23 protein-coding genes are annotated in these 25502 nt (G+C 71.2%); 11 read left to right on the plus strand and 12 right to left on the minus strand.

The features are described 5' to 3' along the window. Positions 1-50 precede the first annotated feature (50 nt). Positions 51-1601, plus strand: coding sequence for a protein kinase domain-containing protein (locus ACZ6WH_RS21630; protein ID WP_432856746.1), 1551 nt, complete (start codon positions 51-53; stop codon positions 1599-1601). A gap of 86 nt (positions 1602-1687) precedes the next feature. Here the strand turns inward: ACZ6WH_RS21630 and ACZ6WH_RS21635 are convergent, their stop codons facing one another. From ACZ6WH_RS21635 to ACZ6WH_RS21645, 3 genes are all read right to left on the minus strand, one after another. Continuing rightward, positions 1688-2713 (minus strand): phosphotransferase, encoded by a 1026-nt coding sequence (locus ACZ6WH_RS21635; protein ID WP_469729950.1) that lies wholly within the window; start codon positions 2711-2713, stop codon positions 1688-1690. 57 nt (positions 2714-2770) lie between these two features. Continuing rightward, on the minus strand, positions 2771-3187 hold the full coding sequence (locus ACZ6WH_RS21640) for a pyridoxamine 5'-phosphate oxidase family protein (protein ID WP_432856741.1): 417 nt from the start codon (positions 3185-3187) through the stop codon (positions 2771-2773). Between the two features lie 137 nt (positions 3188-3324). After that, complete coding sequence (locus ACZ6WH_RS21645) at positions 3325-3981, minus strand: response regulator (protein WP_432864502.1); 657 nt, start codon at positions 3979-3981, stop codon at positions 3325-3327. 327 nt (positions 3982-4308) lie between these two features. Between ACZ6WH_RS21645 and pdhA the strand changes: the two genes are divergently transcribed. The 4 genes from pdhA (at position 4309) to ACZ6WH_RS21665 (ending at position 8522) form a co-directional block, all read left to right on the plus strand. After that, positions 4309-5529 (plus strand): pyruvate dehydrogenase (acetyl-transferring) E1 component subunit alpha, encoded by a 1221-nt coding sequence (gene pdhA / locus ACZ6WH_RS21650; protein WP_469729951.1) that lies wholly within the window; start codon positions 4309-4311, stop codon positions 5527-5529. Position 5530: 1 nt separating this feature from the next. Beyond that, positions 5531-6514, plus strand: coding sequence for an alpha-ketoacid dehydrogenase subunit beta (locus tag ACZ6WH_RS21655; protein WP_432856735.1), 984 nt, complete (start codon positions 5531-5533; stop codon positions 6512-6514). A gap of 23 nt (positions 6515-6537) precedes the next feature. Beyond that, positions 6538-7992, plus strand: a complete 1455-nt coding sequence (locus ACZ6WH_RS21660) for a dihydrolipoamide acetyltransferase family protein (RefSeq protein WP_469729952.1) — start codon at positions 6538-6540, stop codon at positions 7990-7992. 89 nt (positions 7993-8081) lie between these two features. Continuing rightward, the gene (locus ACZ6WH_RS21665; RefSeq protein ID WP_469729953.1) at positions 8082-8522 is read left to right on the plus strand and encodes an NUDIX hydrolase; all 441 of its coding nucleotides are present in this window, start codon (positions 8082-8084) and stop codon (positions 8520-8522) included. Between the two features lie 13 nt (positions 8523-8535). Here ACZ6WH_RS21665 and ACZ6WH_RS21670 read toward each other — a convergent pair whose 3' ends face one another. After that, the gene (locus tag ACZ6WH_RS21670) at positions 8536-9312 is read right to left on the minus strand and encodes a class I SAM-dependent methyltransferase (RefSeq protein WP_469729954.1); all 777 of its coding nucleotides are present in this window, start codon (positions 9310-9312) and stop codon (positions 8536-8538) included. Between the two features lie 186 nt (positions 9313-9498). On the opposite strand from ACZ6WH_RS21670, the gene ACZ6WH_RS21675 reads away from it, so the two are divergent. Both ACZ6WH_RS21675 and ACZ6WH_RS21680 read left to right on the plus strand, forming a co-directional pair. Continuing rightward, positions 9499-10182: a GntR family transcriptional regulator gene (locus tag ACZ6WH_RS21675; RefSeq protein ID WP_432856723.1), complete on the plus strand. Its 684-nt coding sequence runs from the start codon at positions 9499-9501 to the stop codon at positions 10180-10182. After that, positions 10179-11492, plus strand: coding sequence for an MFS transporter (locus ACZ6WH_RS21680; RefSeq protein WP_432856720.1), 1314 nt, complete (start codon positions 10179-10181; stop codon positions 11490-11492). The genes ACZ6WH_RS21675 and ACZ6WH_RS21680 overlap by 4 nt, the downstream gene beginning before the upstream one ends. Positions 11493-11613: 121 nt before the next feature. Here ACZ6WH_RS21680 and ACZ6WH_RS21685 read toward each other — a convergent pair whose 3' ends face one another. After that, positions 11614-12438, minus strand: coding sequence for a maleylpyruvate isomerase family mycothiol-dependent enzyme (locus ACZ6WH_RS21685; protein WP_469729955.1), 825 nt, complete (start codon positions 12436-12438; stop codon positions 11614-11616). Between the two features lie 143 nt (positions 12439-12581). On the opposite strand from ACZ6WH_RS21685, the gene ACZ6WH_RS21690 reads away from it, so the two are divergent. Beyond that, a complete protein-coding gene (locus ACZ6WH_RS21690; RefSeq protein ID WP_469729956.1) occupies positions 12582-13370 on the plus strand; it encodes a carbon-nitrogen family hydrolase in 789 nt (262 codons plus the stop codon). A 49-nt stretch (positions 13371-13419) separates the two neighbouring features. Here ACZ6WH_RS21690 and ACZ6WH_RS21695 read toward each other — a convergent pair whose 3' ends face one another. Further along, entirely contained in the window at positions 13420-13911 is a 492-nt protein-coding gene (locus ACZ6WH_RS21695) for an LURP-one-related/scramblase family protein (protein ID WP_432856711.1), read from the minus strand. A gap of 65 nt (positions 13912-13976) precedes the next feature. On the opposite strand from ACZ6WH_RS21695, the gene ACZ6WH_RS21700 reads away from it, so the two are divergent. Continuing rightward, entirely contained in the window at positions 13977-15788 is a 1812-nt protein-coding gene (locus tag ACZ6WH_RS21700) for an NHL domain-containing thioredoxin family protein (RefSeq protein ID WP_432856708.1), read from the plus strand. Between the two features lie 32 nt (positions 15789-15820). Here ACZ6WH_RS21700 and ACZ6WH_RS21705 read toward each other — a convergent pair whose 3' ends face one another. The 6 genes from ACZ6WH_RS21705 to ACZ6WH_RS21730 all read right to left on the minus strand — a co-directional run bounded on the left by ACZ6WH_RS21705 (position 15821) and on the right by ACZ6WH_RS21730 (position 23746). Next, entirely contained in the window at positions 15821-16612 is a 792-nt protein-coding gene (locus ACZ6WH_RS21705; RefSeq protein WP_432856705.1) for a helix-turn-helix domain-containing protein, read from the minus strand. A 154-nt stretch (positions 16613-16766) separates the two neighbouring features. Then, the gene (locus ACZ6WH_RS21710; RefSeq protein ID WP_469729957.1) at positions 16767-17714 is read right to left on the minus strand and encodes an NlpC/P60 family protein; all 948 of its coding nucleotides are present in this window, start codon (positions 17712-17714) and stop codon (positions 16767-16769) included. A 393-nt stretch (positions 17715-18107) separates the two neighbouring features. Next, positions 18108-18335 carry a DUF6458 family protein gene (locus ACZ6WH_RS21715; protein ID WP_030621558.1) on the minus strand — a complete coding sequence of 76 codons (228 nt, stop codon included), beginning with the start codon at positions 18333-18335 and terminating at the stop codon, positions 18108-18110. Positions 18336-18437: 102 nt separating this feature from the next. After that, a complete protein-coding gene (locus ACZ6WH_RS21720) occupies positions 18438-20384 on the minus strand; it encodes an AfsR/SARP family transcriptional regulator (RefSeq protein WP_469729958.1) in 1947 nt (648 codons plus the stop codon). Position 20385: 1 nt separating this feature from the next. Then, positions 20386-21678, minus strand: coding sequence for a M18 family aminopeptidase (locus ACZ6WH_RS21725; RefSeq protein ID WP_432856695.1), 1293 nt, complete (start codon positions 21676-21678; stop codon positions 20386-20388). A 241-nt stretch (positions 21679-21919) separates the two neighbouring features. Next, a complete protein-coding gene (locus tag ACZ6WH_RS21730) occupies positions 21920-23746 on the minus strand; it encodes an acyl-CoA dehydrogenase (RefSeq protein WP_469729959.1) in 1827 nt (608 codons plus the stop codon). 131 nt (positions 23747-23877) lie between these two features. On the opposite strand from ACZ6WH_RS21730, the gene ACZ6WH_RS21735 reads away from it, so the two are divergent. Beyond that, on the plus strand, positions 23878-24351 hold the full coding sequence (locus tag ACZ6WH_RS21735; RefSeq protein WP_361553559.1) for an SseB family protein: 474 nt from the start codon (positions 23878-23880) through the stop codon (positions 24349-24351). A 185-nt stretch (positions 24352-24536) separates the two neighbouring features. Beyond that, positions 24537-25490, plus strand: coding sequence for a pirin family protein (locus tag ACZ6WH_RS21740; protein WP_469729960.1), 954 nt, complete (start codon positions 24537-24539; stop codon positions 25488-25490). The last annotated feature ends 12 nt before the right edge of the window (positions 25491-25502 follow it).

A 25502-nucleotide genomic window follows, 5' to 3' on the forward strand; every position in this document is an offset into this window, starting at 1 on the left:
ACCGAGACTTATTACCGCGTTCACGCGGATCGATTCGACGGCGAGGACCGATGGCACAGACGCAGAGCCCCCAGGGCCCGTCCGATCCTGAAGCCACCGGCTCCAATATCCCCGACGCACCGGAGATGTGGGGCAACGGCGGTCTGGTCGGTGACGGGCGCTACCGCCTGACGCGCCGTCTGGGCCGAGGCGGCATGGCGGAGGTGTTCGCGGCCGAGGACGTACGGCTGGGCCGTACGGTCGCGGTGAAGCTGCTGCGCTCCGACCTCGCGGAGGATCCGGTCTCCAAGGCCCGCTTCACCCGTGAGGCGCAGTCCGTCGCGGGCCTGAACCACCACGCCGTGGTCGCCGTGTACGACTCCGGCGAGGACCTGGTCGGCGGCAACACCATCCCGTACATCGTGATGGAGCTGGTCGAGGGCCACACCATCCGCGATCTGCTGCTCAACGCCGACGCGCCGCCGCCGGACCAGGCGCTGATCATCGTCTCCGGGGTGCTGGAGGCGCTGGCCTACAGCCACCAGCACGGCATCGTGCACCGCGACATCAAGCCCGCCAACGTGATCATCACGAACAGCGGCGCGGTCAAGGTGATGGACTTCGGCATCGCGCGCGCCCTGCACGGCGCGTCGAACACGATGACCCAGACCGGCATGGTCATGGGCACGCCGCAGTACCTGTCGCCGGAGCAGGCGCTCGGCAAGACCGTCGACACCCGCTCCGACCTGTACGCGACCGGCTGCCTGCTGTACGAACTGCTCGCGCTGCGCCCGCCCTTCGTCGGCGAGACGCCGCTGTCCGTGGTGTACCAGCACGTGCAGGACATGCCGAAGGTGCCGTCGGAGGTCTCCGACGAGGTGCCGCCGGAGCTGGACGGGCTGGTCATGCGCGCGCTGGCGAAGGACCCGGACGACCGGTTCCAGACCGCCGAGGAGATGCGCGGCCTGGTCCAGTACGCCCTCCAGATGCTGCACGAGCAGGGCGGCCACACCGGTACCTGGAGCACCGGGCCGGTCGCCGTGCACGAGGGCGGCTCGACGCCCGCCATGGGCGTGGCGGCCACGACGGCCATGCCGCACCCGGCGCACGGCGCGACGGCCGCGCAGCCGATCCTCCCGCAGGGGATGCGGGACGACGACGGCGGTTACGAGGGCGGCCCGCGTGGTTCCAAGGGCGGCGGCCGCGGCAAGATCTGGCTGATCGCCGCGCTCGCGCTGATCGCCGTCGTGGCGGGCGTCGTCTTCGCGCTGCAGAACACCGGCGACGACAAGCCCGACAAGAACCCGAAGCCGACGCCCACGGCGACGGAGAGCAAGGACGAGAAGACCAGCGAGCCGCCGTCCGAGGACCCGACGACGGAGGCGACGCTGCCCGGCGGTACGGGCGGCAACACCGGTGACTACACCCAGACGCCGACCGAGACCGGCAACCCGACGCCGACGAACACCCAGCCGACGACGAACGAGCCGACCGACGACCCGACCCCCACGGCGACCGACACGGGCGAGCCGACGGACGAGCCGACCGCGCCGACGACGGAGCCGACCGACGACTCGTCGCCGATCATCCCGCCGCCGGCGGACGACGACGGCGGCGAGTGAGCCGGTCCGGCATCTGACCTGAACGAGCGAGGCACCGGCATGGTGCCTCGCTCGTTCGCGTAGCGGGCCGGGACCGGCCGCTGCCCTCAGCCCGTGAACGCCTGCCGGACCGCCGCGTACTCGTCCGTCCACCACACCGCCAGCGCCGCCGCGGGCGGGAAGAGGCCGTCGGCGCGCCGGTCGCCCAGCCGGTACCGCCAGTCCAGCATCCAGAAGTCGTTCAGGCGTTCCCACCAGACGCGGTGCACGGCGGCCGCCAGCTCGTCCGGGCCGACGCCCGAGGCACGCCGGTAGGCACGCGCGTACGCCGCCACCTTCGCCAGGTCCAGGCTGCCCGAGGGCCGTACGAAGAAGATCGCGGCGGCCCGTACGGTCTCCTCGGCGCGCGGCGCGACCGCCAGCCGGTCCCAGTCGACGATCGCGGCCGGCTCGGCGCCCCGGTAGAGCAGGTTCAGGGGGTGGAAGTCGCCGTGCACCCAGCCCGCCGGGGCCGCCCGTGCCGGGCGGTGGTGGGCGTGCGCGGCCAGCAGGGCGCGGCGTTCCAGGAGCCGGTGCTCGGCGAGCGCGTCGAAGCTGTCGTGCGGGCGGGCGTCCCGGGCCAGTGCCAGCAGCTCGTCGATGCCCACGAAGGTGGCGGCGGGGTCGGCGCTCTCCTGGCCCGGCTGCGGCGGCGCCTCGGGCATGACCTGGGAGAGGGCCACGTGCACCCGGCCGAGCAGCGTGCCGAGCCGGTGGCACTGGGTGGGGGTGAGGGCCGCGCCGTCCAGGTGGCGGCCCTCGACCCACGGGTGCAGGGCGTAGCAGCGGTCGTCGAGGACGGCGACGGTGCGGCCGTCGGCGGCGCGCACGGGCGGCGCGACGGGCAGGCCCATGGCGCCCAGCAGGCGGGTGGCGCGGTGCTGCCGGACCAGGGCGCCGTGGTCGGCGTCGAGGTGGTGCTTGAGGAAGAACAGGCCGCGCGTGGTGGTCAGCCGGTAGCCGTGGTTGAGCAGGCCCTCGGCGACCGGCTCGCACGTCAGCGGCTCCCCGGCGCCTTCGTAGCGGCGCAGCAGGGAGCCGAGGGTGTGTCCGTCGGGCGCCGTTGCCGTCCGGACCGCAGATGAGCGGAGCACCCGTCAGATGTTAGATCACTTCGATCGGGCCGGATTCCCGGACCGGTCGGCTATCGGTCAGCCTGAATGGGCGTACCGGAAGAGCGGTACATCGGTCAGCGTGTGCACCTTCGCGAAGACCGGTTCGATGTGCAGGAAGACCGGGTCGAACGGCTCGCCGTCGGCGAGCGCCGGGGTGCGCCCGAAGGCGTCGTGGTCGGCCGGCTCCGGGCGGATGACGCCGGCCGTGCCGGTGAACTGGACGGCCCAGGTCTCGGGCTCGCCGTCGGTGACGTTGTCCGCCTGGTACGAGACCACGCTGCCGTCGAGGGCGCGGTGGTAGCCGTAGCCGCGGTGCAGGCGCAGCAGCAGCCGTCGCTCCTCGGTCACCACGTGCCGGGCGATCGTCGTGAAGGGCAGCGCCCGCAGGCTGGCCGAGACCCGGCCGTAGGGCGTACGGCCGAGCAGCTCCAGTGCGCGGAATTCGTCGGGCATGAGAACCACCCTGCCCGGCGTTGCGGGCACGGCTGTAGGGGCGGCCGCCCCCGTGCCGCCGGGACGTTGGTCCCGAAATGGATGATTCCGCAGGTCAGCTCGTCGAATAGACGGCAATCACCGTCGGGTGATGTCGTTCAGCGGCCTTCCGCCTGCATTCTGGCGACGTATGCGGCGGCCTGGGAACGGCGTTCCATGCCGAGTTTGGCGAGCAGGCTGGAGACGTAATTCTTGATGGTTTTCTCGGCGAGATGCAGCCGTTCTCCGATGGCCCGATTGGTCAGTCCCTCGCCGATCAGATCGAGGATCCGCCGTTCCTGTTCGGTGAGGTTCGCCAGCCGGTCGTCGCCCTTGGCGCCGCCGTCCCGCAGCCGTTCCAGGACGCGCTGCGTGGCCACCGGGTCCAGCAGGGACTTGCCGGCCGCCACGTCCCGGACGGCCGAGAGCAGTTCGTTGCCGCGGATCGCCTTGAGCACATACCCGGAGGCACCGGCCATGATCGCGTCAAAAAGTGCCTCGTCATCGGCGAAAGACGTGAGCATCAGGCACTTGATGTCCTCGTTCTGCGACCGGACCTCCCGGCACACCTCGACGCCGCTGCCGTCCGGCAGCCGGACGTCCAGCACGGCCACGTCGGGACGCGTCGCAGGGATCCTGACCAGGGCGTCTGCGGCGGTACCGGCCTCGCCGACCACCTCGATGTCGCTCTCGACCGTGAGCATGTCGTGAACGCCACGCCGGACGACCTCATGATCGTCGAGCAGGAATACCGTGATTTTTCCGTCTTCGTGCACGGCCTCAGTCTCACACACGAACCCTTCCCGTGCTCCGGTCCGGCGATATAACGTGCCGTTGTCCCGGCGGCCTGCGACGCTGTGACCAGGAGTTGTTCCCACCCTTCGCGATTTACTTGGAAATCCAAGCAAAATCGCAGGTCAGGGCCGTTTTCGCTTAGGCTCGGGAAATGGGTAACGTGCATGGGCAGGCCACGTCCGGGGCAGTTTTGTTCCACCCGGGCCTGACCGCGTTCGCACACACCCCGTGCGCCGTATCGGATACCGGGTGAGCCGCAATACGGCCACCGGCGGACCCCGGGGGCCGGACAGACGGAGGAGCAGCACGTGACCGTGGACAGCACTGCCGCACGGAAAACTACGCGCAGTAGCGGCAAGCGCACCACCGCGAAGAAAGCGCCGGGCGGGACCGCGGCGAAGGCCAAGGCGGGCAAGGCCGGCACCGGCCCGGCCGCCGGCGCACCGGCTTCGGCGGAGCAGGACCCGGACCAGTTCGTCCAGCTGCTGACCCCCGAAGGGGAGCGCGTCGAGCACCCCGAGTACGGGATCGACCTGTCCGCCGACGAGCTGCGCGGCCTGTACCGCGACATGGTGCTGACGCGGAAGTTCGACGCCGAGGCGACCACCCTGCAGCGCCAGGGCGAGCTGGGCCTGTGGCCCTCGCTGCTGGGCCAGGAGGCCGCGCAGATCGGCTCGGGACGTGCCCTGCGCGACGACGACTACGTCTTCCCCACCTACCGCGAGCACGGCGTCGCCTGGTGCCGCGGGGTGGACCCGACGAACCTGCTGGGCATGTTCCGCGGCGTGAACCACGGCGGCTGGGACCCGAACAGCAACAACTTCCACCTGTACACGATCGTGATCGGCTCCCAGACGCTGCACGCGACGGGCTACGCCATGGGCGTCCAGAAGGACGGCGCCGACTCCGCCGTCATCGCCTATTTCGGTGACGGCGCGTCCAGCCAGGGTGACGTCGCGGAATCCTTCACCTTCGCGGCCGTCTACAACGCCCCCGTGGTGTTCTTCTGCCAGAACAACCAGTGGGCGATCTCCGAGCCGACCGAGAAGCAGACCCGGGTGCCGCTCTTCCAGCGCGCCCGCGGCTACGGCTTCCCCGGCGTACGGGTCGACGGCAACGACGTGCTCGCCGTCCTCGCCGTCACCAAGGCGGCCCTGGACCGCGCCCGTACCGGCCAGGGGCCGATGCTGGTCGAGGCGTACACCTACCGCATGGGCGCCCACACCACCTCCGACGACCCGACGCGCTACCGCGGCAACGACGAGCTGCTGGCGTGGGAGGCCAAGGACCCGATCCTGCGGCTCCGCCGGTACCTGGAGGCCGAGGGCATCGCCGACGAGGCGTTCTTCGCGTCGGTCGAGAAGGAGGACGAGGCGCTCGGCAAGCGGGTGCGGGACGCGGTCCGCACCATGCCGAACCCCGACGACATGGCGATGTTCGAGCACATCTACGCCGACGGGCACGCGCTCGTCGACGAGGAGCGCGCCCAGTTCGCCGCGTACCAGGCCTCGTTCGCGGAGGAGAACTGACATGGCCGTCTTCGAGAAGATCACCATCGCCAAGGCGATCAACGAATCGCTGCGCACGGCCATGGAGGCCGACCCCAAGGTCCTCGTCATGGGCGAGGACGTGGGCAAGCTCGGCGGCGTCTTCCGGGTCACCGACGGCCTGCAGAAGGACTTCGGCGAGGACCGGGTGATCGACACCCCGCTCGCCGAGTCCGGCATCGTGGGCACCGCGATCGGCATGGCCCTGCGCGGCTACCGCCCGGTCCTGGAGATCCAGTTCGACGGGTTCGTCTTCCCCGCGTACGACCAGATCGTCACGCAGCTCGCCAAGATGCACGCCCGCGCGCTCGGCAAGATCAAGCTGCCGATCGTCATCCGCATCCCCTACGGCGGTGCGATCGGCGCCGTCGAGCACCACTCCGAGTCCCCCGAGGCGCTGTTCGCGCACGTCGCGGGCCTGAAGGTGATCACGCCTTCGAACTCCTCGGACGCCTACTGGATGCTCCAGCAGGCCATCGCCGGCAACGACCCGGTCATCTACTTCGAGCCCAAGCGCCGCTATCACGACAAGTCCGCGCTGGACACCGAAGCCATCCCGCACCCGCTGCACAAGGCCCGGGTGGCCCGTGAGGGCAGCGACCTGACGCTCGCCGCGTACGGCCCGATGGTCAAGGTCTGCCAGGACGTCGCCCAGGTCGCCGCCGAGGAAGGCAAGTCGGTCGAGGTCGTCGACCTGCGCTCGCTCTCCCCGATCGACTTCGACACGCTCCAGTCCTCCGTCGAGAAGACCCGCCGCCTGGTCGTCGTGCACGAGGCGCCGGTCTTCCTCGGCTCCGGCGCGGAGATCGCCGCGCGCATCACGGAGCGGTGCTTCTACCACCTGGAGGCGCCGGTGCTGCGGGTGGGCGGCTACCACGCCCCCTATCCGCCGTCCCGGCTGGAGGACGAGTACCTTCCGAACCTGGACCGGGTGCTCGACGCGGTCGACCGGTCGCTGGCGTACTGAGGGGCTTGAGGAGAGTCGTGACCATGACTGCAACCGATCAGCGCTTCCGCGAGTTCAAGATGCCCGACGTGGGCGAGGGGCTCACCGAGGCCGAGATCCTCAAGTGGTTCGTCGCCGAGGGCGACACCGTCGCCGACGGGCAGGTCGTCTGCGAGGTCGAGACCGCCAAGGCGGCCGTCGAACTTCCCATCCCGTACGACGGGGTGGTGCACCAGCTGCGGTTCGGCGAGGGCACCACGGTCGACGTCGGCACGGTCATCATCGCCGTGGACACCGACCCGGGCGCGGGTCCCGCCGAGGCTCCGGCGGCCGCGCCGGAGCCCGCCGAGCCGGCCGCCGAGGGCGGCGAGGGCGGCGAGGAGGGCCGCAAGGCCGTCCTGGTGGGCTACGGCGCCGCGCCGTCCTCGACGAAGCGACGGGCGCGGAAGGCGCAGCCCAACACCGCTGCCGTGAACGGCGCTCAAGCCGCCGTCCAGGCGGAGCTGAACGGCCACGCCGCGCCGGAGCCGGCCCCCGAGCCGGTTTCACGTGAAACACCCGCCGCGGCCGAGCCCGTGACCGACGGCCGCCCGCTGGCCAAGCCGCCGGTGCGCAAGCTGGCCAAGGATCTCGGCATCGACCTGGCCACGGTCGTCCCCAGCGGCCCCGACGGGATCATCACCCGCGAGGACGTGCACGCGGCGGCAGCGCCCGCGCCCACGCCGGCGTCGGCACCGGAGTTCGACGTGGCGCCGGCCCCCGCCGTGCCCGCGCCGGCCCCCGAGACCGTGGCCGCGGCGCGCGAGACCCGGGTGCCGGTCAAGGGCGTACGCAAGGCCACCGCCCAGGCGATGGTGCAGTCGGCGTTCACCGCGCCGCACGTCACGGAGTTCATCACCGTCGACGTGACCCGCACGATGAAGCTCGTGCAGGAGCTGAAGCAGGACCCCGACATGGCGGGCGTCCGCGTCAACCCGCTCCTCCTGGTCGCCAAGGCCTTCCTGGTCGCCATCAAGCGCCACCCGGAGGTCAACGCCTCCTGGGACGAGGAGAACCAGGAGATCGTCCAGAAGGACTACGTGAACCTGGGCATCGCGGCCGCCACTCCGCGCGGTCTGATCGTCCCGAACATCAAGGACGCCGGCGCCAAGACGCTGCCGCAGCTGGCCGAGTCCCTCGGTGAGCTGGTCGCCACGGCCAGGGAGGGCAAGACCTCCCCGGCGGACATGGCGGGCGGCACGGTCACCATCACCAACGTCGGCGTCTTCGGCGTCGACACCGGTACGCCCATCCTGAACCCCGGAGAATCCGCGATCCTCGCCTTCGGCGCGGTCAAGGAGCAGCCCTGGGTCCACAAGGGCAAGGTCAAGCCGCGTCAGGTGACGACGCTGGCGCTCTCCTTCGACCACCGGCTGGTCGACGGCGAGCTGGGCTCCAAGGTCCTCGCGGACACCGCGGCGATACTGGAGCGCCCCAAGCGCCTGATCACCTGGGCGTAGCCCGCAGCACAGCAGCACAGCGGCTCGGCAGGGCGGCGTCGGCGAAAAGGAATTGGTGTCGCCGCGCCGCCCTGCCTACGGTCGCTGCCATGACCGATACACAGAGCGCTGCTGACGTCGGCCCGGACGGCCTCCCGCCCCTGAAGTCCGTCGCCTGGCTGCACGTCCGCGACGGCCGGCTGCTGAGCGTCCGTACCCGCGGCAACGACACCTTCTACCTCCCCGGCGGCAAGTACGAGCCCGGTGAGACGGCCGCGGAGGCGCTCTCCCGCGAGCTGGCCGAGGAGGTCGGCGTACGTATCCCGGCGAGCGAGCTGACCGAGGCCTTCACCGTCGACGACGTGGCGCACGGCCGCGCGGGCCGCCGCCTCCGGATGACCTGCTTCACGGGCGGTCCGGCGACGGTGGATCCGGTACCGGGCCGCGAGATCGCCGAGGTCGCCTGGCACAACGCGGAGGACTTCGGGGTGTGCGCCCCGGCGTTCCGCCAGGTCGTACACCGGCTCACCGAGGCGGGCGGGCTCCGGTAGCCGGGCCGGGAGATCAGCCCGCGGTGACGCGGATCTTGGACTGGCCGTGGCCGCGGGTCTCCCAGTCGTCCATGAAGTCGGCCATGAGGCCGTGCCGCGCGGCGAGGCCGGTGAGGGTCTCGGTGCGGTAGTAGAAGTCCTCGCGCAGCACCTGGTGTTCGGTGCCCGTGGTGCGGTCGAAGGTGAAGTCGAAGAAGCCGCCGGGGGCGAGCACCCGCCCCACGTGTGCCAGGCATTCGTCGATGACCTCGACCGGCGAGTGCGAGAAGACGCTGTGCGCGTGCACGACGTCGAAGTGCGCCTCGGGCAGGAAGTCCAGCGTGAGGTCCCTGGTCAGCGTCAGGTGCGGCAGCTTCGCCTGGAGCCCCTGGTCCGTCAGCGTGCGCTTCGCCGCGATGAGGATGTCGGGGGAGATGTCGATGCCGTAGTAGTTCCCGGCGTCGAGGTACTCGATGAAGCGCCACCCGGCGCGGAGGTTGCCGCAGCCGATGTCGAGCATCCGCGACTGCCGGGTGAGGCCGTGTTCCCGCAGGTAGTCGAATTGCATCGCGCCGAGCGCGACCCAGCGGTCGTGGGTTTGGCTGCCGACCGCGCCCTCGGGGTCGCGCCGGGTGTCGGACGCCATGACCGCGCGGTAGTAGCTCACGTGGTCGGGGTGGTGGAGGGCCAGCCAGCGGTCCCTGGCGGCCCGCCGGACGTACGGCGGTATCCGCCCCGGGTGGCCCAGGGCGTAGCGGACCTTGTGGCCGAGCGCCGTCCGGTCCACGGCGAGGTTCTTCCTGACGGACATGCGGATGCACCCCATCTCGATCACCGGGCGTCACGGGGTGGACACGGAATCGTGGCGCTCTGCTCATGGAGCGTAGGTGGGGTGTGAGTAGTTGGCGTACGCAGCTTTGCCGTCCCCCGGTACCGCCTCCGTCCGGATGATGGACGCATTCCACAGACGTATACCTGTTGTATCTATCCTGTGCTCATGCCATCAGCTTCAGCTCTCACGCCGCCCCCGGAGAAAGCCCCCGTCAAGCAGCCACCAGCCGCCGACCGGGTGTACGCGCACGTCAAGCAGGGCGTCCTGGAGCGCCGCTACGAGGGCGGCATGCTCCTCACCGAGGGCGAGCTCGCCGAGGCCGTGGGCGTGTCCCGGACCCCGGTACGGGAGGCGCTGCTGCGGCTGGAGGTCGAAGGGCTGATCAAGCTCTACCCGAAGAAGGGCGCGATGGTCCTGCCGGTCTCCGCCCAGGAGATCGCGGACGTCGTGGAGACCCGGCTGCTGGTCGAGGAGCACGCGGCGCGCAAGGCCGTGCCCGCGCCCGCCGCGCTGATCGAGGAGCTGGAGACGCTGCTGGCGACCATGCGGGAGCAGGTCGACGCCGGTGACCTGGCCGCCGTCTCGGTCACCGACCGCTGCTTCCACGCCGCGATCGTGCGCAGCGCGGGCAACCGGATCCTGGACCGGCTTTACGAGCAGCTGCGCGACCGCCAGCTGCGGATGGGCGTCGCGGTGATGCACGCGCACCCGGACCGGATCGCCAAGAACATCGCCGAGCACTCCGAGATCCTCGAAGCGCTGCGGGCCGGTGATCCGGAGGCGGCGACCGCCGCCGTGCACCGGCACGTCAGCTGGGTGCGGAACCTTGCCCAGGGGGACGTGCGATGACCACCGCACAGAGCGCCCCGGTCGCGCTGCCCGGTGATCCGCCCGGCGGCCGGAAGGCCGTGTGGGTCTGGGGCATCGGCGTCGCGGTCTACTTCGTCGCGATCATCTACCGCACCAGCCTCGGCGTCGCGGGACTGGACGCCGCCGAGCGCTTCCACATCAACGCCTCGGCGCTGTCCACCTTCTCCATCCTCCAGCTGCTGGTCTACGCCGGCATGCAGATACCCGTCGGCCTGATGGTCGACAAGATGGGCCCGAAGAAGGTCCTGATCCTCGGCGCGACGCTCTACACCGTGGGCCAGCTCGGCTTCGCGCTCTCCAGCTCGTACGTCATGGCGCTCGTCTCCCGCGGGCTGCTGGGCTGCGGCGACGCGATGACGTTCATCAGCGTGCTGCGGCTGGGCACCCGCTGGTTCCCGGCCCGCCGCGGTCCGCTGATCGCGCAGGTCGCCGCGCTGATCGGGATGTCCGGCAACCTCGTCTCCACCCTGGTCCTCGCCCGCCTGCTGGACACCCTCGGCTGGACGCCGACCTTCGCGGGCAGCGCCGTCTGCGGCATCGTGGTCATCGCGCTGGTCCTGCTCTTCCTGAAGGACCACCCCGAGGGGTTCGCCCCCGTGCCCACGAGCAAGCCGGCCGCCGGCGGCGGTTACGTACGGCGGCAGATATCCCAGTGCTGGCGGGAGCCCGGCACCCGGCTCGGCATGTGGGTGCACTTCACCACCCAGTTCCCCGCGATGTTCTTCCTGCTGCTGTGGGGGATGCCGTTCCTGGTCGAGGCGGAGGGCCTGACCGAGACCGCGGCCGGCGGCCTGCTGACGCTCATCGTGGTCTCGAACATGGCCTCCGGGCTGGTCTACGGGCAGATCATCGCCCGCCACCACGCGGCCCGGCTGCCGCTCGCGCTCGGCACCGTCGCCGCCACGGCGACGCTCTGGGCGGCCATGCTGTGCTGGCCCGGACACGCGCCGATGGCGCTGCTGGTCGTCACCTGCCTCGTGCTCGGGACCTGCGGCCCCGCCTCGATGATCGGCTTCGACTTCGCCCGCCCGGCGAACCCGCCGGAGCGCCAGGGCACCGCCTCCGGCATCGTCAACATGGGCGGCTTCATCGCCTCGATGACGACCCTGCTCGCGGTCGGCGTCCTGCTGGACGCCACGGGCGACAACTACCGCATCGCCTTCGTGACGGTGTTCGTCCTGGAGGCGCTCGGCCTCAGCCAGATCCTGCGGCTGCGCAAGCGGGCGGCGCGCCGGGAGAGCGAGCGGACCGTCGCCAGCCGGGTGGAGGCGGTGCACGTACCGGTGTGACCGTCCGGCGCGCACTCACACGGCGCGCGCCTCCCGGGTACGTACGAGGGCCCGCCGCCGTGCTCCACGGTGGCGGGCCCGCCCGCTTCTTCCGTCTCCCGCGACGCCCGCGCTACGGCCGCTACGGCGTCACCGCGAAGTGGTCCAGCACCGCCTCGCCCAGCGCCCGGTCGCCGTCGATCTTGATCTGGTCGGCGACGGCGGCGGGCCGCACCCGGCCGCACGCCAGCCGTACGTAGGTCTCCCAGTCGGTGGTGAGCGTCACCGCCGGGCCCAGTGAGACGCTGCCGTCGACCGAGCCGCGGCCCTCAGCGTCGACCCGTACCGTCCGCATGAACTCCACCGGGCCGGTCACGTCGATCACCACGGCGGTGCCGGCCGGGGCGCCGGTGCCCTCGGCCACGACCTTGCCGAGCGAGGGTATGAGGAAGTCGCGCGTGAGGTGGGCGCCGGGGGAGTCGAGGTTGCCGGGCTGTCCCAGCGCCCGCCGGATGTCCTGCTCGTGCGCCCAGGTGTCGAACGCCCGCACCTTCAGCGCGTGTTCGAGCGTCTGCTCCTTGCCCTGGGGGCCGCGGACGGTGGCGTCCGGCTCCCGCGTCTCGTTGCGCAGCTGCCGGGCCCTGCGGATGATCGTGTACTCCAGCTCGGCCGTCATCTCGGGGCCGGTGTGGTGCCGTCGGACGTCGACCTGCATTTCCATGTACCGCGCGAACTCGCTGCGTACGTGGTAGAGATCGCGCGGCAGCGAGTGGATGGGGCGCGGATCGCCCAGCGCCTCGCAGTCCAGGCCGATGAGATGGGACACGACGTCCCGCACCGACCAGCCGGGGCATTCGGTGGCGCGATTCCACTCCCCTTCCACGAGCGGTGTCACCAGCTCGGATATTGCTTCGATGGAGTGCGTCCAGGCGTCGATGGAGGGCTGAAGGACTGGGTGGACGGTCACGGGACCCCTCGGACGGTTCGTACGCGGGCTGCTGTCTGTGCAGTTAAGTTACGCTGCGCACGGGCACCCCGGCAGTGCTTTCGGGTGACCATCGTAGGCATTTTTTGACGGCGAACCGGCTCCGAAGACCAGGCGGTGGTACTGTGCGCGCTTCACTGATCCAAGTCGGTGTGGACCAGCAGGAATCGGTCAATTCCCGTCGCGAGCGAGTGGCTTCGTTCGTGCGTGCTCAATCGGCGGCCGACCTCGTGGTACTGCCCGAACTGTGGCCGGTCGGCGCCTTCGCGTACGACGCGTTCGAAGAGGTGGCGGAGCCGCTGGACGGCCCGACCCACCGGCTGATGTCCGCTGCGGCGCGGGACGCGGGCGTCTGGCTGCACGCCGGGTCCGTCATCGAGCGGGCAGCGGACGGCGCGCTCTACAACACCGCGCTGGTGTACTCCCCCGACGGCGAACAGGCCGCGCACTACCGCAAGATCCACCGCTTCGGCTTCGACAAGGGCGAGGCGACCCTGCTGGGCGCCGGCACCGAGCCGGTGACGGTCGAGCTGCCGGCCACCACGCTGGGCCTGGCCACCTGCTACGACCTCCGGTTCCCCGAGCTGTTCCGGCAGCTGGTGGACGCCGGCGCGCAGACCCTGGTGATCCCGGCCGGCTGGCCGGAGCGGCGCCGCGCGCACTGGTCGCTGCTGGCCCGCGCCCGCGCGGTGGAGAACCAGGCGTACGTGCTCGCCTGCGGCACGGGCGGCACCCACGGCGGGGTCGAGCAGGCCGGGCACAGCATGATCGTCGACCCGTGGGGCGAGGTGCTGGCCGAGGCGGGCCCCGACGAGGAGATCATCAGCGCCGAGCTGGACCCGGAGCTGGTCGGGAAGACCCGGCACGTCTTCCCCGTCCTGCGGGACCGGGTTCTGGGCCTGCCGACGCCGTGACGGGGCGGGGCCCGGGGCACGTGCTCGCAGAGCGTCCCGGGCCCCGCGCTCAGTCCTCGCGCTCCCGCTCCGCCAGCCGGATCACGCACACCGCGATCGCGATCAGGAGCGGCGCGTCCGCGTCCTCGCGCAGCACGTTGACCGCGTAGGTGTCCCGTACGGTCAGCCAGCGACGGGAGATCTCCGCCAGCAGTTCGCCGTCGTACTCGACCGCGAACTCCCGGTCCAGGATCCTGCCGCTGACGTCCAGCTCCGTGCCGTCCACCAGCTCCACGCGGTAGTGGTTGCGCAGCAGCGACAGCCGCTTGCGGCGGATGGTCGCCAGCGCCTGGTCGTCCCGCTCGATCGTCATCGCGTCGCGCAGGCTGAGCACTTTTTTGCGCAGCGTGATGAGGACCCGGCCCTCGCGGTCCTTGATCTCGAAGGTCTCCCGCATGCGGAGCGCCTTGCCGTCGACGAGGTAGACGTGGCGTCCCGTCTCGTCCTCGATCCAGTAGTCCTCGCCGATGCCGAAGATCCGGTCGCGTACCAGGTATCTCATGTCCTGACGCCTTCCCATGGGCCCCGCCGGAATGCGCGACCGGGTGGGTGGCGTTGAATGTGCACATGGCTTCACGTGCACGCGTCCGGGCCCCCGAGCTGGTCGGCAAGGGCGGCTGGCTCAATACGGGCGACAAGGAACTGACCCTCTCCGACCTGCGGGGACGCATCGTCGTCCTGGATTTCTGGACGTTCTGCTGCGTGAACTGTCTGCACGTCCTGGACGAGCTGCGGGAGCTGGAGGAGCGGCACCGCGACACCGTCGTGATCATCGGCGTGCACTCCCCGAAGTTCGTGCACGAGGCGGAGCACCAGGCGGTCGTCGACGCCGTCGAGCGGTACGAGGTCGAGCACCCCGTGCTGGACGACCCCGAGCTGGCCACGTGGAAGCAGTACGCCGTCCGCGCCTGGCCGACGCTGGTCGTCATCGACCCCGAGGGCTACGTCGTCGCCCAGCACGCCGGTGAGGGCCACGCCCACGCCATCGAGAAGCTGGTCGAGGAGCTGGAGGCCGAGCACGCCGCGAAGGGCACGCTGCGCCGCGGCGACGGCCCGTACGTACCGCCGGAGCCGGTCGCCACCGACCTCCGCTTCCCCGGCAAGGCGCTCCAGCTGCCCGGGGGGACCTTCCTGGTCTCGGACACCACCCGGCATCAGCTGGTGGAGCTGGACGCGGACGGCGAGAGCGTGCTGCGCCGGATCGGCACCGGCGAGCGCGGCCTGACCGACGGGCCCGCCGAGACCGCCGCCTTCAGCGAGCCGCAGGGCCTGGCGCTGCTGCCCGGAGGCACGGTGATCGTCGCGGACACCGTCAACCACGCGCTGCGCACGTTCGATCCCGCCACCGGCGAGGTCGCCACCGTCGCCGGTACCGGCCGGCAGTGGTGGCAGGGCTCGGCCACCGAGGGCCCGGCCCGCGAGGTGGACCTCTCCTCGCCGTGGGACGTGGCGTACTTCGACGGCCGGGTGTGGATCGCCATGGCCGGCGTGCACCAGCTGTGGACGTACGACCCGGAGGCCGGCACCGTACGGGCGGCCGCGGGCACGACCAACGAGGGCCTGGTCGACGGCCCGGCCGCCGAGGCCTGGTTCGCGCAGCCCTCGGGCCTGGCCGCCACCGAGGACCGGCTGTGGATCGCGGACTCCGAGACCAGCGCGGTCCGCTGGATCGACCGCGAGGGCGTCGTCCGCACGGCGGTGGGCACCGGCCTCTTCGACTTCGGCCACCGCGACGGCGCGGCGGACCAGGCGCTGCTTCAGCACCCCCTGGGCGTCACCGCGCTGCCGGACGGCTCGGTCGCGGTCTCCGACACCTACAACCACGCGCTGCGCCGCTTCGACCCGGCGACCGGCGAGGTGACCACGCTCGCCACCGACCTGCGGGAGCCGTCGGACGCGGTGCTCGTCGGCGACGACATCGTGGTCGTGGAGTCGGCGCGGCACCGGCTGACCCGGCTGCGGCTGCCCGAGGAGGCGGTACGGGTCGAGTCCGTCGCGCACCGCACCCAGCGCGCCGCCACCGAGGTGGCCCCGGGCCGGCTCCGGCTGGACGTGGTCTTCCAGGCGCCGGCCGGCCAGAAGCTGGACACCCGCTACGGCCCCTCGACCCGGCTGCTGGTGAGCTCGACCCCGCCGGAGCTGCTGGCCGAGGGCGACGGCGCGGACACCGACCTCAGCCGTGACCTGGTCCTCGCGGACGGGGTGACGGAGGGCGTGCTCCATGTCTCGGCGATGGCCGCGTCCTGCGACGACGACCCGGACATCGAGTACCCGGCCTGCCATGTGCACCAGCAGGACTGGGGCGTGCCGGTCACCGTCACCGCGGACGGGACCGCCCGGCTCGGTCTGGTGCTGGCGGGGATGGACAGCGAGGCCTGAGACCCGGCCGTGGGGAGCGACCCGGCGGCGGATCAGTCCGGGCAGTTGCGGAGCGAGGAGTACTGCAGCTGACCGGGGTCGATCCGGACGCCGGGCACCCACAGCTTCTTGCCGTCCTTGCGGACCTCGTACCAGACGCTGCTGTGGCCGCCGGCCTCGTCGGTGACGGTGACACCGTTGGCGATGCGGCAGGAGGCGGTCAGCCGGTCGCCGTGCCAGGCCCGGCCGCCGATGTTGGAGGGCCGGTAGGGCACGTACGGATCGAGGGCGAGGCCGAGGGCGCATTCTCTGCTGCGGCTGTCCCGGCAGGCCTTCTCGATGTTGTGGATGGTGATCCGCTCGGTCTCGTGGTTCTTGGCGGCCGGGCCGGTTTCACGTGAAACACCCTTCCCTGCCGGGGAGTCGGTGGCGAGGTCGATGGCCACGGCGGTGGCCGCTCCGATGACGAGCACGGTGCCCACCACCGCGAGGGTCCACTTCAGCCGGGGCGAGGACGCCGGGGGCCGGTCCGGCGCTTCGCCGGCCTCCTCCCCGGGCTCAGGGCCGTCCGTGCCCTCCGTCGCGCTCGCCGGTGCCGCTTCGTTGGCGAGGTGCAGCAGCCGCACCAGCTCGGGCAGCCGGTCCTCGCCGGTGAAGGAGAGCTTGCACCACTGCACCAACAGCCGTTCGTCCGGCAGGCTCTGGCCGCGCAGGTAGCGGGAGAGCGACGATCTGCTGGCGGGCAGCCGGGCTTCCAGCTCTTTCAGGCTCAGCCCCAGTTCGCCGTGCATGTGTCGCAGCCCGGACACGAAGTCGCGTACGGGACCGTCGAGTTGGTCGGGCAAGGGGGCGAGCGGCTTACGGCGGGGATTGGTGGCGCGGTTCGGATTCCCATGCACGGACGGCATTCCAGCACAGCCGCGGCACGCACCGCGAGAGGCACTTCCGCTCCCCTGTGGCGGAAGTGCCTCTCGTTACCGAATCCGGATACTGCCCGGATCAGTCCGTGAACTTCACGGGGCGGTAGGGCTTGAACTCCCCGCCGTTGAGCCCGTAGGTGAGCGACCGGTGGTCGGTGCCGTGGCCGCCGCGCTGCTCGTACGCGGTGTAGGAGGTGTGCGCGGCGTTGTCCCACTTCTCGAACATCACGACGTGCCGGGTGTTGTTGTTACCGGCCGCGTCGATGAGCAGGTCGCCGGGCTTCAGCTCGTTGACGGAGATCGGCCGGGTGATCTTGGAGCTGGTGAGCCCCACGGTGTTGGTGCCGGGCGCGCCCAGGTTCAGCGCCATGGAGACGTAGCCGGAGCAGTCCTGGCGGTACCCGTCCTTCCAGTTCTTCGCCTGGCTGTAGGGCACCTGCGCGCCGTTGTTGGCGGTCAGCCAGGTGGCCGCGCGCTGCAGCGCCTCGCCGCGGGTGCCGCCGGGCGCCGGCGGGGGCGGGTTCTGGCCGCCCTGCTCCGGTACGCCGGGCAGCTTGTCCTGCGGGATGTCGACGGCGATCACGCTGAGGAAGCCGGTCACCGGGCCCGTGATGTGCGCCATGTAGGTCGAGCAGGCGCTGCCCTCGCAGACCTTCTTGCCGGTGTTGACCTGATAGTCCGCGGTGATCTTGTCCTGGCCGGCCGTGTCCTTGTTGATCATGCCGACGGACGGCGAGTTGGTGTCCGGCGAGGCGTGCACCACCCAGCGGGTCCCCCAGGTCGGGAAGGTGCTGCCGGCCGCCGTCGTCTTGAGCGCGGCAGCGGTGCCCGCCTGGGTCTTCAGGTCCGCCTTGGTGTCCCGCGCCTTCACGGTGGTCTGTGCGGCGGCCTTGCTGCCGGTGTCGGCCTTCGCCTCCCCGCCGGAGCAGCCGGTGACGGCGGCGATGCCGATGCCCGCCGCGGCGACCGCGGGCAGGACGCGGCGCAGTGTGGTCGTGCCGAATGTGGCGTGCTTGGTCTGCGACATGATGGATTCCCCTCGTTTGTGAGGCGGTGAGCGCCGCGCTTTCCGGTGCGGCGCCCTGTCGGCCTCGGCGACGGGATCCATCATTGGGCGGGGAGAAGGGGCTTTCCGGGGCTGCCGTGTCCCATGGGACATCCCGCCCGCCGGGACGCCTGCGAGACGTCGCTGACCTGCTGGGACGTGGGACGTGGTGGGTCGGGCGCGGGACGCCCCGCGGGCGGCTCCGGGACATGACGGGACGTGCGGGCCCCGCGGCAGGGCTCCCCTGTGCGCACGCGGCAGGACCTCCCGTACGCGCACGCGAGAGGGGCGCCCGCGCGGCGTTGCGCGGGCGCCCCTTCAGGCAAGTACGTATGAGGTCCGAGTGTCACATGAGGTCACATGGCCGCGGGTCCGTCACTCGTAGCCGTGCCGGTGGGTCTCCTCGATCACCGGGGCTGCGGGCGGCGGTGGTTGCATCCGACGCCGCTTGAAGATGCTGACGTACGCGGCAATACCGATGATGCCGACCGCCATCAGGATCAGGCCCACGAGATCGAGATTGACCCCGGCCATCTGCCAGTCCACCGCGAACGTCAGGATCCCTCCGACGGCGAGCAGACCGATGCACCAGCCGATGCCCATGATGTGCGCCTCCTCTTGATCGGCGGTTCCGGGCAGGTCGCGCCCCGGGTACCCGGCCGTCAAGCTGTCAATCAGGGGACACACAACAAGAGTTGCGGCACCTCAGTCGCCCGATTTCGTCCCGTCCGCCTCACCGGTCCCGTCCCGTGCGAACAACTGCGTCAGCGTGCTGATCGTGTAGACGTCCGTGGCCGCCTCGTCGACCAGGTGCATCTCGGCCAGCCGAGCCAGTCCGTCCTGCGTGCGCTCCAGGTCCGAGCCGGCCAGCGCGGCCGCCGCCGAGGCGTTCAGCTGCCCGTCCGCACTGGTCGCCAGGGCGCTCAGCAGCCGCGCGTCGTCCGCCGACAGCCGGGCCACGGACATCCGCAGCGCCGAGGCGATGCCGGTGTCCTCCGCCGACAGCAGGGACAGCCGGCGCCGCTCGTCGCGCAGCGCGGACGCCAGCCGGGCCAGCCGCCAGCGGGGCCGTGCGGTCAGCTGGGCGACCGCCGCGCGCAACGCCAGCGGCAGCCCGTCGCACAGCTCGACCAGCTCGCGGGCGGCCTCCGGATCCTCGTCCACCCGCTCGGCGCCGAGCATCGCGCCGAGCAGCGCCACGCCCTCGGCCACGCCGAACACCTGGAGTCCCACCGGCCGGGCGCAGTCGGTGGCCACCAGACCGTCCAGCCTGCTGCGGCTGGTGACGACCGTGGCGCAGCCCGGCCCGCCCGGCAGCAGCGGCCGCACCTGCGCGGAGCTGTACGCGTTGTCCAGCACGACCAGCAGCCGTCGGTCCGCGACGAGCGACCGGAAGAGCGCGGAGGCGGCCGTCGCGGAGGCCGGTACGGCGTGCTCGGGCGTGCCCAGGGCGGTCAGGAAGAAGCGCAGCACGGCGGCCGGTTCGATGGCGTCGCCCTCACCGAACCCCCGCAGGTCGGCGAAGAGCTGCCCGTCCGGGTATTCGGCGGCATGCTGGTGCGCCCACTGCACGGCGCACGCGGTCTTGCCGACCCCGGCCGGTCCGGTGACGACCGCCAGCGGGCTGTCGCCGTCACCGGCGTCGCCGGTGAGCGCCGTGGTGAGCCGGCCCATCGCCGTCTCGCGGCCCAGGAAACGGGCCGGCGGACGGGGCAGCAGCCGCGGCGGGCCCGCGGCCGCGCCGCTCGCGCCACCGTCCGCTCCGGGCTCCGCCGCGCCGGTTTCACGTGAAACCCCCGCGTCCGGCCGCCCGGTGGCGTCCGCGTCCCGCTGTCCCGGCATCCGGGACCCGGCGGCGGGCGCACCGGCCGCGGCGTCGGCAGCCGGAGCCGCGTCGGCCCCCGAAGCCGTCTCCTCGGCCCGCAGGATCTGCTCGTAGGCCTCCCGCAGCCGGGCGCCCGGGTCCACGCCCAGCTCCTCGCTCAGCAGGCGCCGGGTGCGGTGGTACCAGTCCAGCGCGTCGGACTGGCGTCCCGTACGGAACAGCGCCCGCATCAGGGCGGCGATCAGCCCTTCCCGCAGCGGGTGCGCGACGGCCGCGTTGTAGAGGACCGAGGCGGCCTGCTCGTGTTCGCCCAGCGCGCTGTGGGCGCGGGCCAGCGCCTCCACGGCGGTCAGCCGCCGCTCGTCCAGTGCGTGCGTGGCGGCGGCGAACGGCGGGCTGGTGACCGTGCCGGTCAGCGCCGGGCCGCGCCACAGCCCGAGCGCCTCGCGCAGCAGCGGCACGGCGTCGGCGGGGGTCGCCTCCGGCCGGGCCAGCGAGACCAGTTCACCGAACCGGTGGGCGTCGATCAGTTCCTCGGGGAGCCGCAGCAGATAGGCCGAGCCGTGGGTGGCCAGCTCCACGCCGTACGCCTCCGCGCCGCCCTCGGCGAGCGTGGCGCGCAGCCGCGAGACGTGTCCCTGTACGACCGTACGGGCATGCGCGGGCGGCTCGTCCTCCCACAGGGAGTCGATCAACTGCTCCAGCGGGACCGTGGTGTTGGGACGCAGGAGCAGCAGCGCGAGCACGCTGCGCCGTTTGGCGGGCCCGAGCGGGAGTTCACCCGCGGCGGTGGTGACGGCAACCGGGCCGAGCAGGGAGAATTCCAACTCAGCCCTCCAAGAAGGACGTCAGGGCGGTGGCCAGCAGGTGCGGGTCCTCGGCGCCGCACAGCTCGCGCGCCGAGTGCATGGACAGGATCGCGACGCCGATGTCGACGGTGGTGATGCCGTGCCGGGCGGCGGTGATCGGGCCGATCGTCGTGCCGCACGGCATGGAGTTGTTGGAGACGAACGACTGCCAGGGCACGCCGGCCCGCTCGCAGGCGTCGGCGAAGACCGCGCGGCCGCCGCCGTCGGTGGCGTACCGCTGGTTGACGTTGACCTTCAGGATGGGGCCGCCGTTCGGCATCGGGTGGTGGCCCGGCTCGTGCCGCTCGGAGTAGTTCGGGTGCACGGCGTGACCGGTGTCGGAAGACAGACACACCGTACCCGCGAAGGCTCGCGCCTTGTCCTCGTACGAACCGCCGCGGGCGAAGACCGAACGCTCCAGCACCGTGCCCAGCAGCGGGCCGTCCGCACCGGTGTCGGACTGGCTGCCGTTCTCCTCGTGGTCGAAGGCGGCCAGCACCGGGATGCAGGTCAGGTCGTCCCGCGCGGAGGCGGCGGCGAGCGCGGCCGCACCGGCGTGCACGGAGAGCAGGTTGTCCATCCGCGGCCCGGCGAGCAGCTCTCGGTCCCGGCCGAGGTAGGCGGGCGGCTCGACGCTGTGCACCATCAGGTCCCAGCCGCGGACCTCGCCCGCCGCGAGCCCCGCTTCCTGCTCGACGAAGGAGAGCAGATCGCCCTCCTGGACCTCGCCCAGGCCCCAGACGGGCGTCATGTGCCGCTGCTTGTCGAGCTTGAGGCCGTCGGCGTTGACCGAGCGGTCGAGGTGGACGGCCAGCTGCGGTACCCGCATCAGCGGCCGGTCGACGTTGACCAGCCGGTGGGTGCCGTCCCGCAGCGTCAGCCGCCCGGACAGGCCCAGGTCCCGGTCGAGCCAGGTGTTGAGCAGCGTGCCGCCGTAGATCTCGACCGCGATCTGCCGCCAGCCGCGTGACCCGGTGTCCGGGAGCGGTTTCACCCGCAGGTTGGGCGAGTCGGTGTGCGCGCCGACGATGCGGTAGGGCGTCGCGGGGGTGGCCCCCTCGGGCACGTACCAGGCGATGATCGCGCCGCCGCGGAGCACATACTTGCCGCCCGCCCCACCATCCCAGGCGTCGGTCTCGGCGACCTGCCGGAAGCCGGCCTTCTCCAGCCGGGCGGCCGCGTTCGCCACCGCGTGGTACGGCGACGGGCTCGCGGCGAGGAAGGACATCAGGTCGTCGGTGTGGCCGCGGTCGAAGCGGACAGATGTGCTCATGGATTCAGCATAAGGAGGCGTCGCACCGGGTGGGCGGTACGCCGTACGGATGAGTGGAATACGGCGCCCGCGTGGCCTGTGTGTCCACTGCGACGAAAGGTACTCGCGGGCAGGGCGCCGTGCCCGCGAGTACCTCGCGCAGGGGTACGCCGAGGGCCCCGCCCGGAGCGAACCGGACGGGGCCACGACGAGCGGCAGGCGGGCGGCACGGGACCTCAGCGGCGGGAGGCCACGCGCCGGATCAGAACGCCGCCTCGTCCAGCTCCATCAGGGACTGGTCGACGGACTCGGCGAGGCCGCGCTGCACGGTGACGCCCGGCAGGACGTTGTGCGCGAAGAACTTCGCCGCCGCGATCTTGCCCTGGTAGAACGCCGTGTCCTTGGAGGAAGCCGTGGCCAGCTTCTCCTGGGCCACCGCGGCGCCCTTGAGCAGCAGGTAGCCGATGACGACGTCACCCGAGGCCAGCAGGAGGCGGGTGGTGTTCAGGCCCACCTTGTAGATGGACTTGACGTCCTTCTCGGTGGCGGCGAGGTCGGTCAGCATCGCGCCGACGATCGCCTCCAGGTCACCGGCCGCCTTGGCCAGCTCGCCGCGGGCGCCCTCCAGCTCCTCGCCGCCGACCGCCTCGGCCAGGAACTTCTTGATGGTCTCGGACAGGGTGGTCAGCGCCGCGCCCTGGTTGCGGACGATCTTCCGGAAGAAGAAGTCCTGGCCCTGGATCGCGGTGGTGCCCTCGTAGAGGGTGTCGATCTTGGAGTCCCGGATGTACTGCTCGATCGGGTACTCCTGCAGGTAGCCGGAGCCGCCGAAGGTCTGCAGCGACTGGGCCAGCTGCTCGTAGGACTTCTCCGAGCCGTAGCCCTTCACGATCGGCAGCAGCAGGTCGTTCAGCGCGTGCTCGGCGGAGGCGTCCTCGCCCGCGCTCTCCTTGACCAGGATCTCGTCCTGGACGGTGGCCGTGTAGAGGACGAGGGCGCGCATGCCCTCGGCGTACGCCTTCTGCGTCATCAGCGAGCGGCGCACGTCGGGGTGGTGGGTGATCGTGACGCGCGGCGCGGTCTTGTCGGTGAAGGCCGCCAGGTCCGGGCCCTGCACGCGCTCCTTGGCGTACTCCAGGGCGTTCAGGTAGCCGGTCGACAGGGTGGCGATGGCCTTCGTGCCGACCATCATCCGCGCGAACTCGATGATGCGGAACATCTGGCGGATGCCGTCGTGCTTCTCGCCGATGAGCCAGCCCTTGGCGGGGTGCTTGTCGCCGAAGGTCATCTCGCAGGTGTTGGAGGCCTTCAGGCCCATCTTGTGCTCGACGTTGGTGGCGTAGACGCCGTTGCGGTCGCCCAGCTCACCGGTCTCGAAGTCGAACTCGTACTTCGGCACGAGGAAGAGGGAGAGGCCCTTGGTGCCCGGGCCGTGGCCCTCGGGGCGCGCGAGCACGTAGTGAAGGATGTTCTCCGACATGTCGTGCTCACCGGAGGTGATGAAGCGCTTCACACCCTCGATGTGCCAGGAGCCGTCCTCCTGCTTGATCGCCTTGGTGCGCCCCGCGCCGACGTCCGAGCCCGCGTCGGGCTCGGTCAGCACCATCGTGGAGCCCCAGCCCTTCTCCGTGGCGACCTTGGCGATGTGCTTCTGCTGCTCGGTGCCCTCCTCGAAGAGCACGCCGGCGAAGGCCGGGCCGGACGCGTACATCCACACGGCCGGGTTCGAGCCCAGGATGGACTCGGCGAAGGCCCACAGCAGGGAGCGCGGCGTCGTGGTGCCGCCGATCTCCTCCGGCACGCCCAGCCGCCACCACTCGGCGTCCATGTACGCCTGGTAGCTCTTCTTGAAGGACGCCGGGACCGGCGCGGTGTTGGTCTCCGGGTCGAAGACCGGGGGGTTCCGGTCGGCGTCGGTGTACGACTCGGCCAGCTCGTTCTCCGCCAGCCGCGCGATCTCGGACAGCACGCTCTTGGCGGTGTCGACGTCCATCTCGGCGAACGGTCCGGTGCCGTACATGCTGTCGCGGCCGAGCACCTCGAAGAGGTTGAACTCGATGTCGCGGAGATTCGACTTGTAGTGCCCCATGGCGACGGCTCCGTAATCCTTCGTGAGGAGGTCCTCAAACGCATACCAGGTAGTAGCTACCAGGATGCTACCCGTCGGTAATAAGAAGCAACCCCTAACGGCCCATCTGTGACTCAGTACGCTTTGCAGCTATGTACGGCTACGACCAGAACGTGGGTGCGGGTCAGCAGGGTTACGGTGCTGCGCCGCCTCCGCCGCAGCAGGCTCCTGGCGGTTACGGCGGGCAGCCGCTGTACCCCGAGCCGTCCCCGCCCTCCTTTGCCGACGCGGTGCGTGCCTTCACCACCGGGTCGATGTCCGCCGAGGACTTCCAAGGGATCTTCTCGACCTCCAAGGTGTACTGCCCGCGCGGCGACAACCCGGGCTTCCTGGCGCTGCACAACACCCAGCAGCCGGTGATCCCGATGTTCACCTCGCTCAAGGAGCTGCGCGCGTACGCCGGCAAGGAGTCCAAGTACTTCGTGATCACGGGCGCCGAGGTGCTGGACCTGCTGCCCACCGGGTACGGCTTCGTGCTCGACATGGAGGGCGAGCACCGCATGGTCTTCGACGCCAAGGCCGTGGAGCAGATGGTCGACTTCGCGATGCGGCGGATGTACGGCTAGCACTCACTTCCCGGGCGGCCGAGGCGTCGCCCACCCCGTCCCGGTGGGCCGGTCGCGTCCGTACGCGACCGGCCCACCGGTTTTCTCTCCCCGGTGACCTGCGGAAACGCGTGGGGAATGAAGTGCGCCTTGCAGGTTGTTCAGAGTTCAACTAACTTGAAAGCCGAACGACCGAGGAGGCCGTCATGCCCGCAGTGACCGTTGAGAACCCGCTGACCCTGCCGCGTGTCGCGGCGCCTGCCGACGCCCGGCAGCGCTCGGCGCTCGCCGTATCGACCGCGCCCACCGGGTTCGAGGGCGAGGGCTTCCCCGTCCGCCGGGCCTTCGCCGGCATCGACTACAAGCACCTCGACCCGTTCATCATGATGGACCAGATGGGCGAGGTGGAGTACGCGCCCGGCGAGCCCAAGGGCACGCCCTGGCACCCGCACCGCGGCTTCGAGACGGTGACGTACCTGATCGACGGCACCTTCGTGCACCAGGACTCGCACGGGGGCGGCGGCACCATCAACGACGGCGACACCCAGTGGATGACGGCGGGCTCCGGCCTGCTGCACATCGAGGCGCCGCCGGAGTCGCTGGTGATGTCCGGCGGTCTCTTCCACGGCCTCCAGCTGTGGGTGAACCTGCCGAAGAGGGACAAGATGATGTCCCCCCGCTACCAGGACATCGGCGGCGGTCAGGTCAAGCTGCTGACCTCGTCCGACGGCGGTGCGCTGCTGCGGCTGATCGCGGGCGACATCGACGGGCACGAGGGCCCCGGCATCACGCACACGCCGATCACGATGATGCATGTGTCGATCAACCCGGGTGCCGAGCTGACGCTGCCCTGGCGGTCGGACTTCAACGCGCTGGCGTACGGGCTGGCCGGGCGCGGCACGGCGGGCCCCGAAGGCCGTCCGTTCCGTATGGGCCAGTCGGTCGTCTTCGGCGCCGGCGACTCGGTCACGATCAAGGCGGATGCCACCCAGGAGTCCCGCAGCCCGAACTTCGAGGTCGTCCTCCTCGGCGGGCAGCCGATCCGCGAGCCGATGATGCACTACGGCCCGTTCGTGATGAACACCCACGCGGAGCTGGCCCAGGCCTTCGAGGACTTCCAGGCGGGCCGCCTCGGCACCATCCCGGCTGCTGCCGGCTGACCCGAACGCGCT

It is taken from the genome of Streptomyces sp. NPDC050806, from assembly GCF_055586425.1.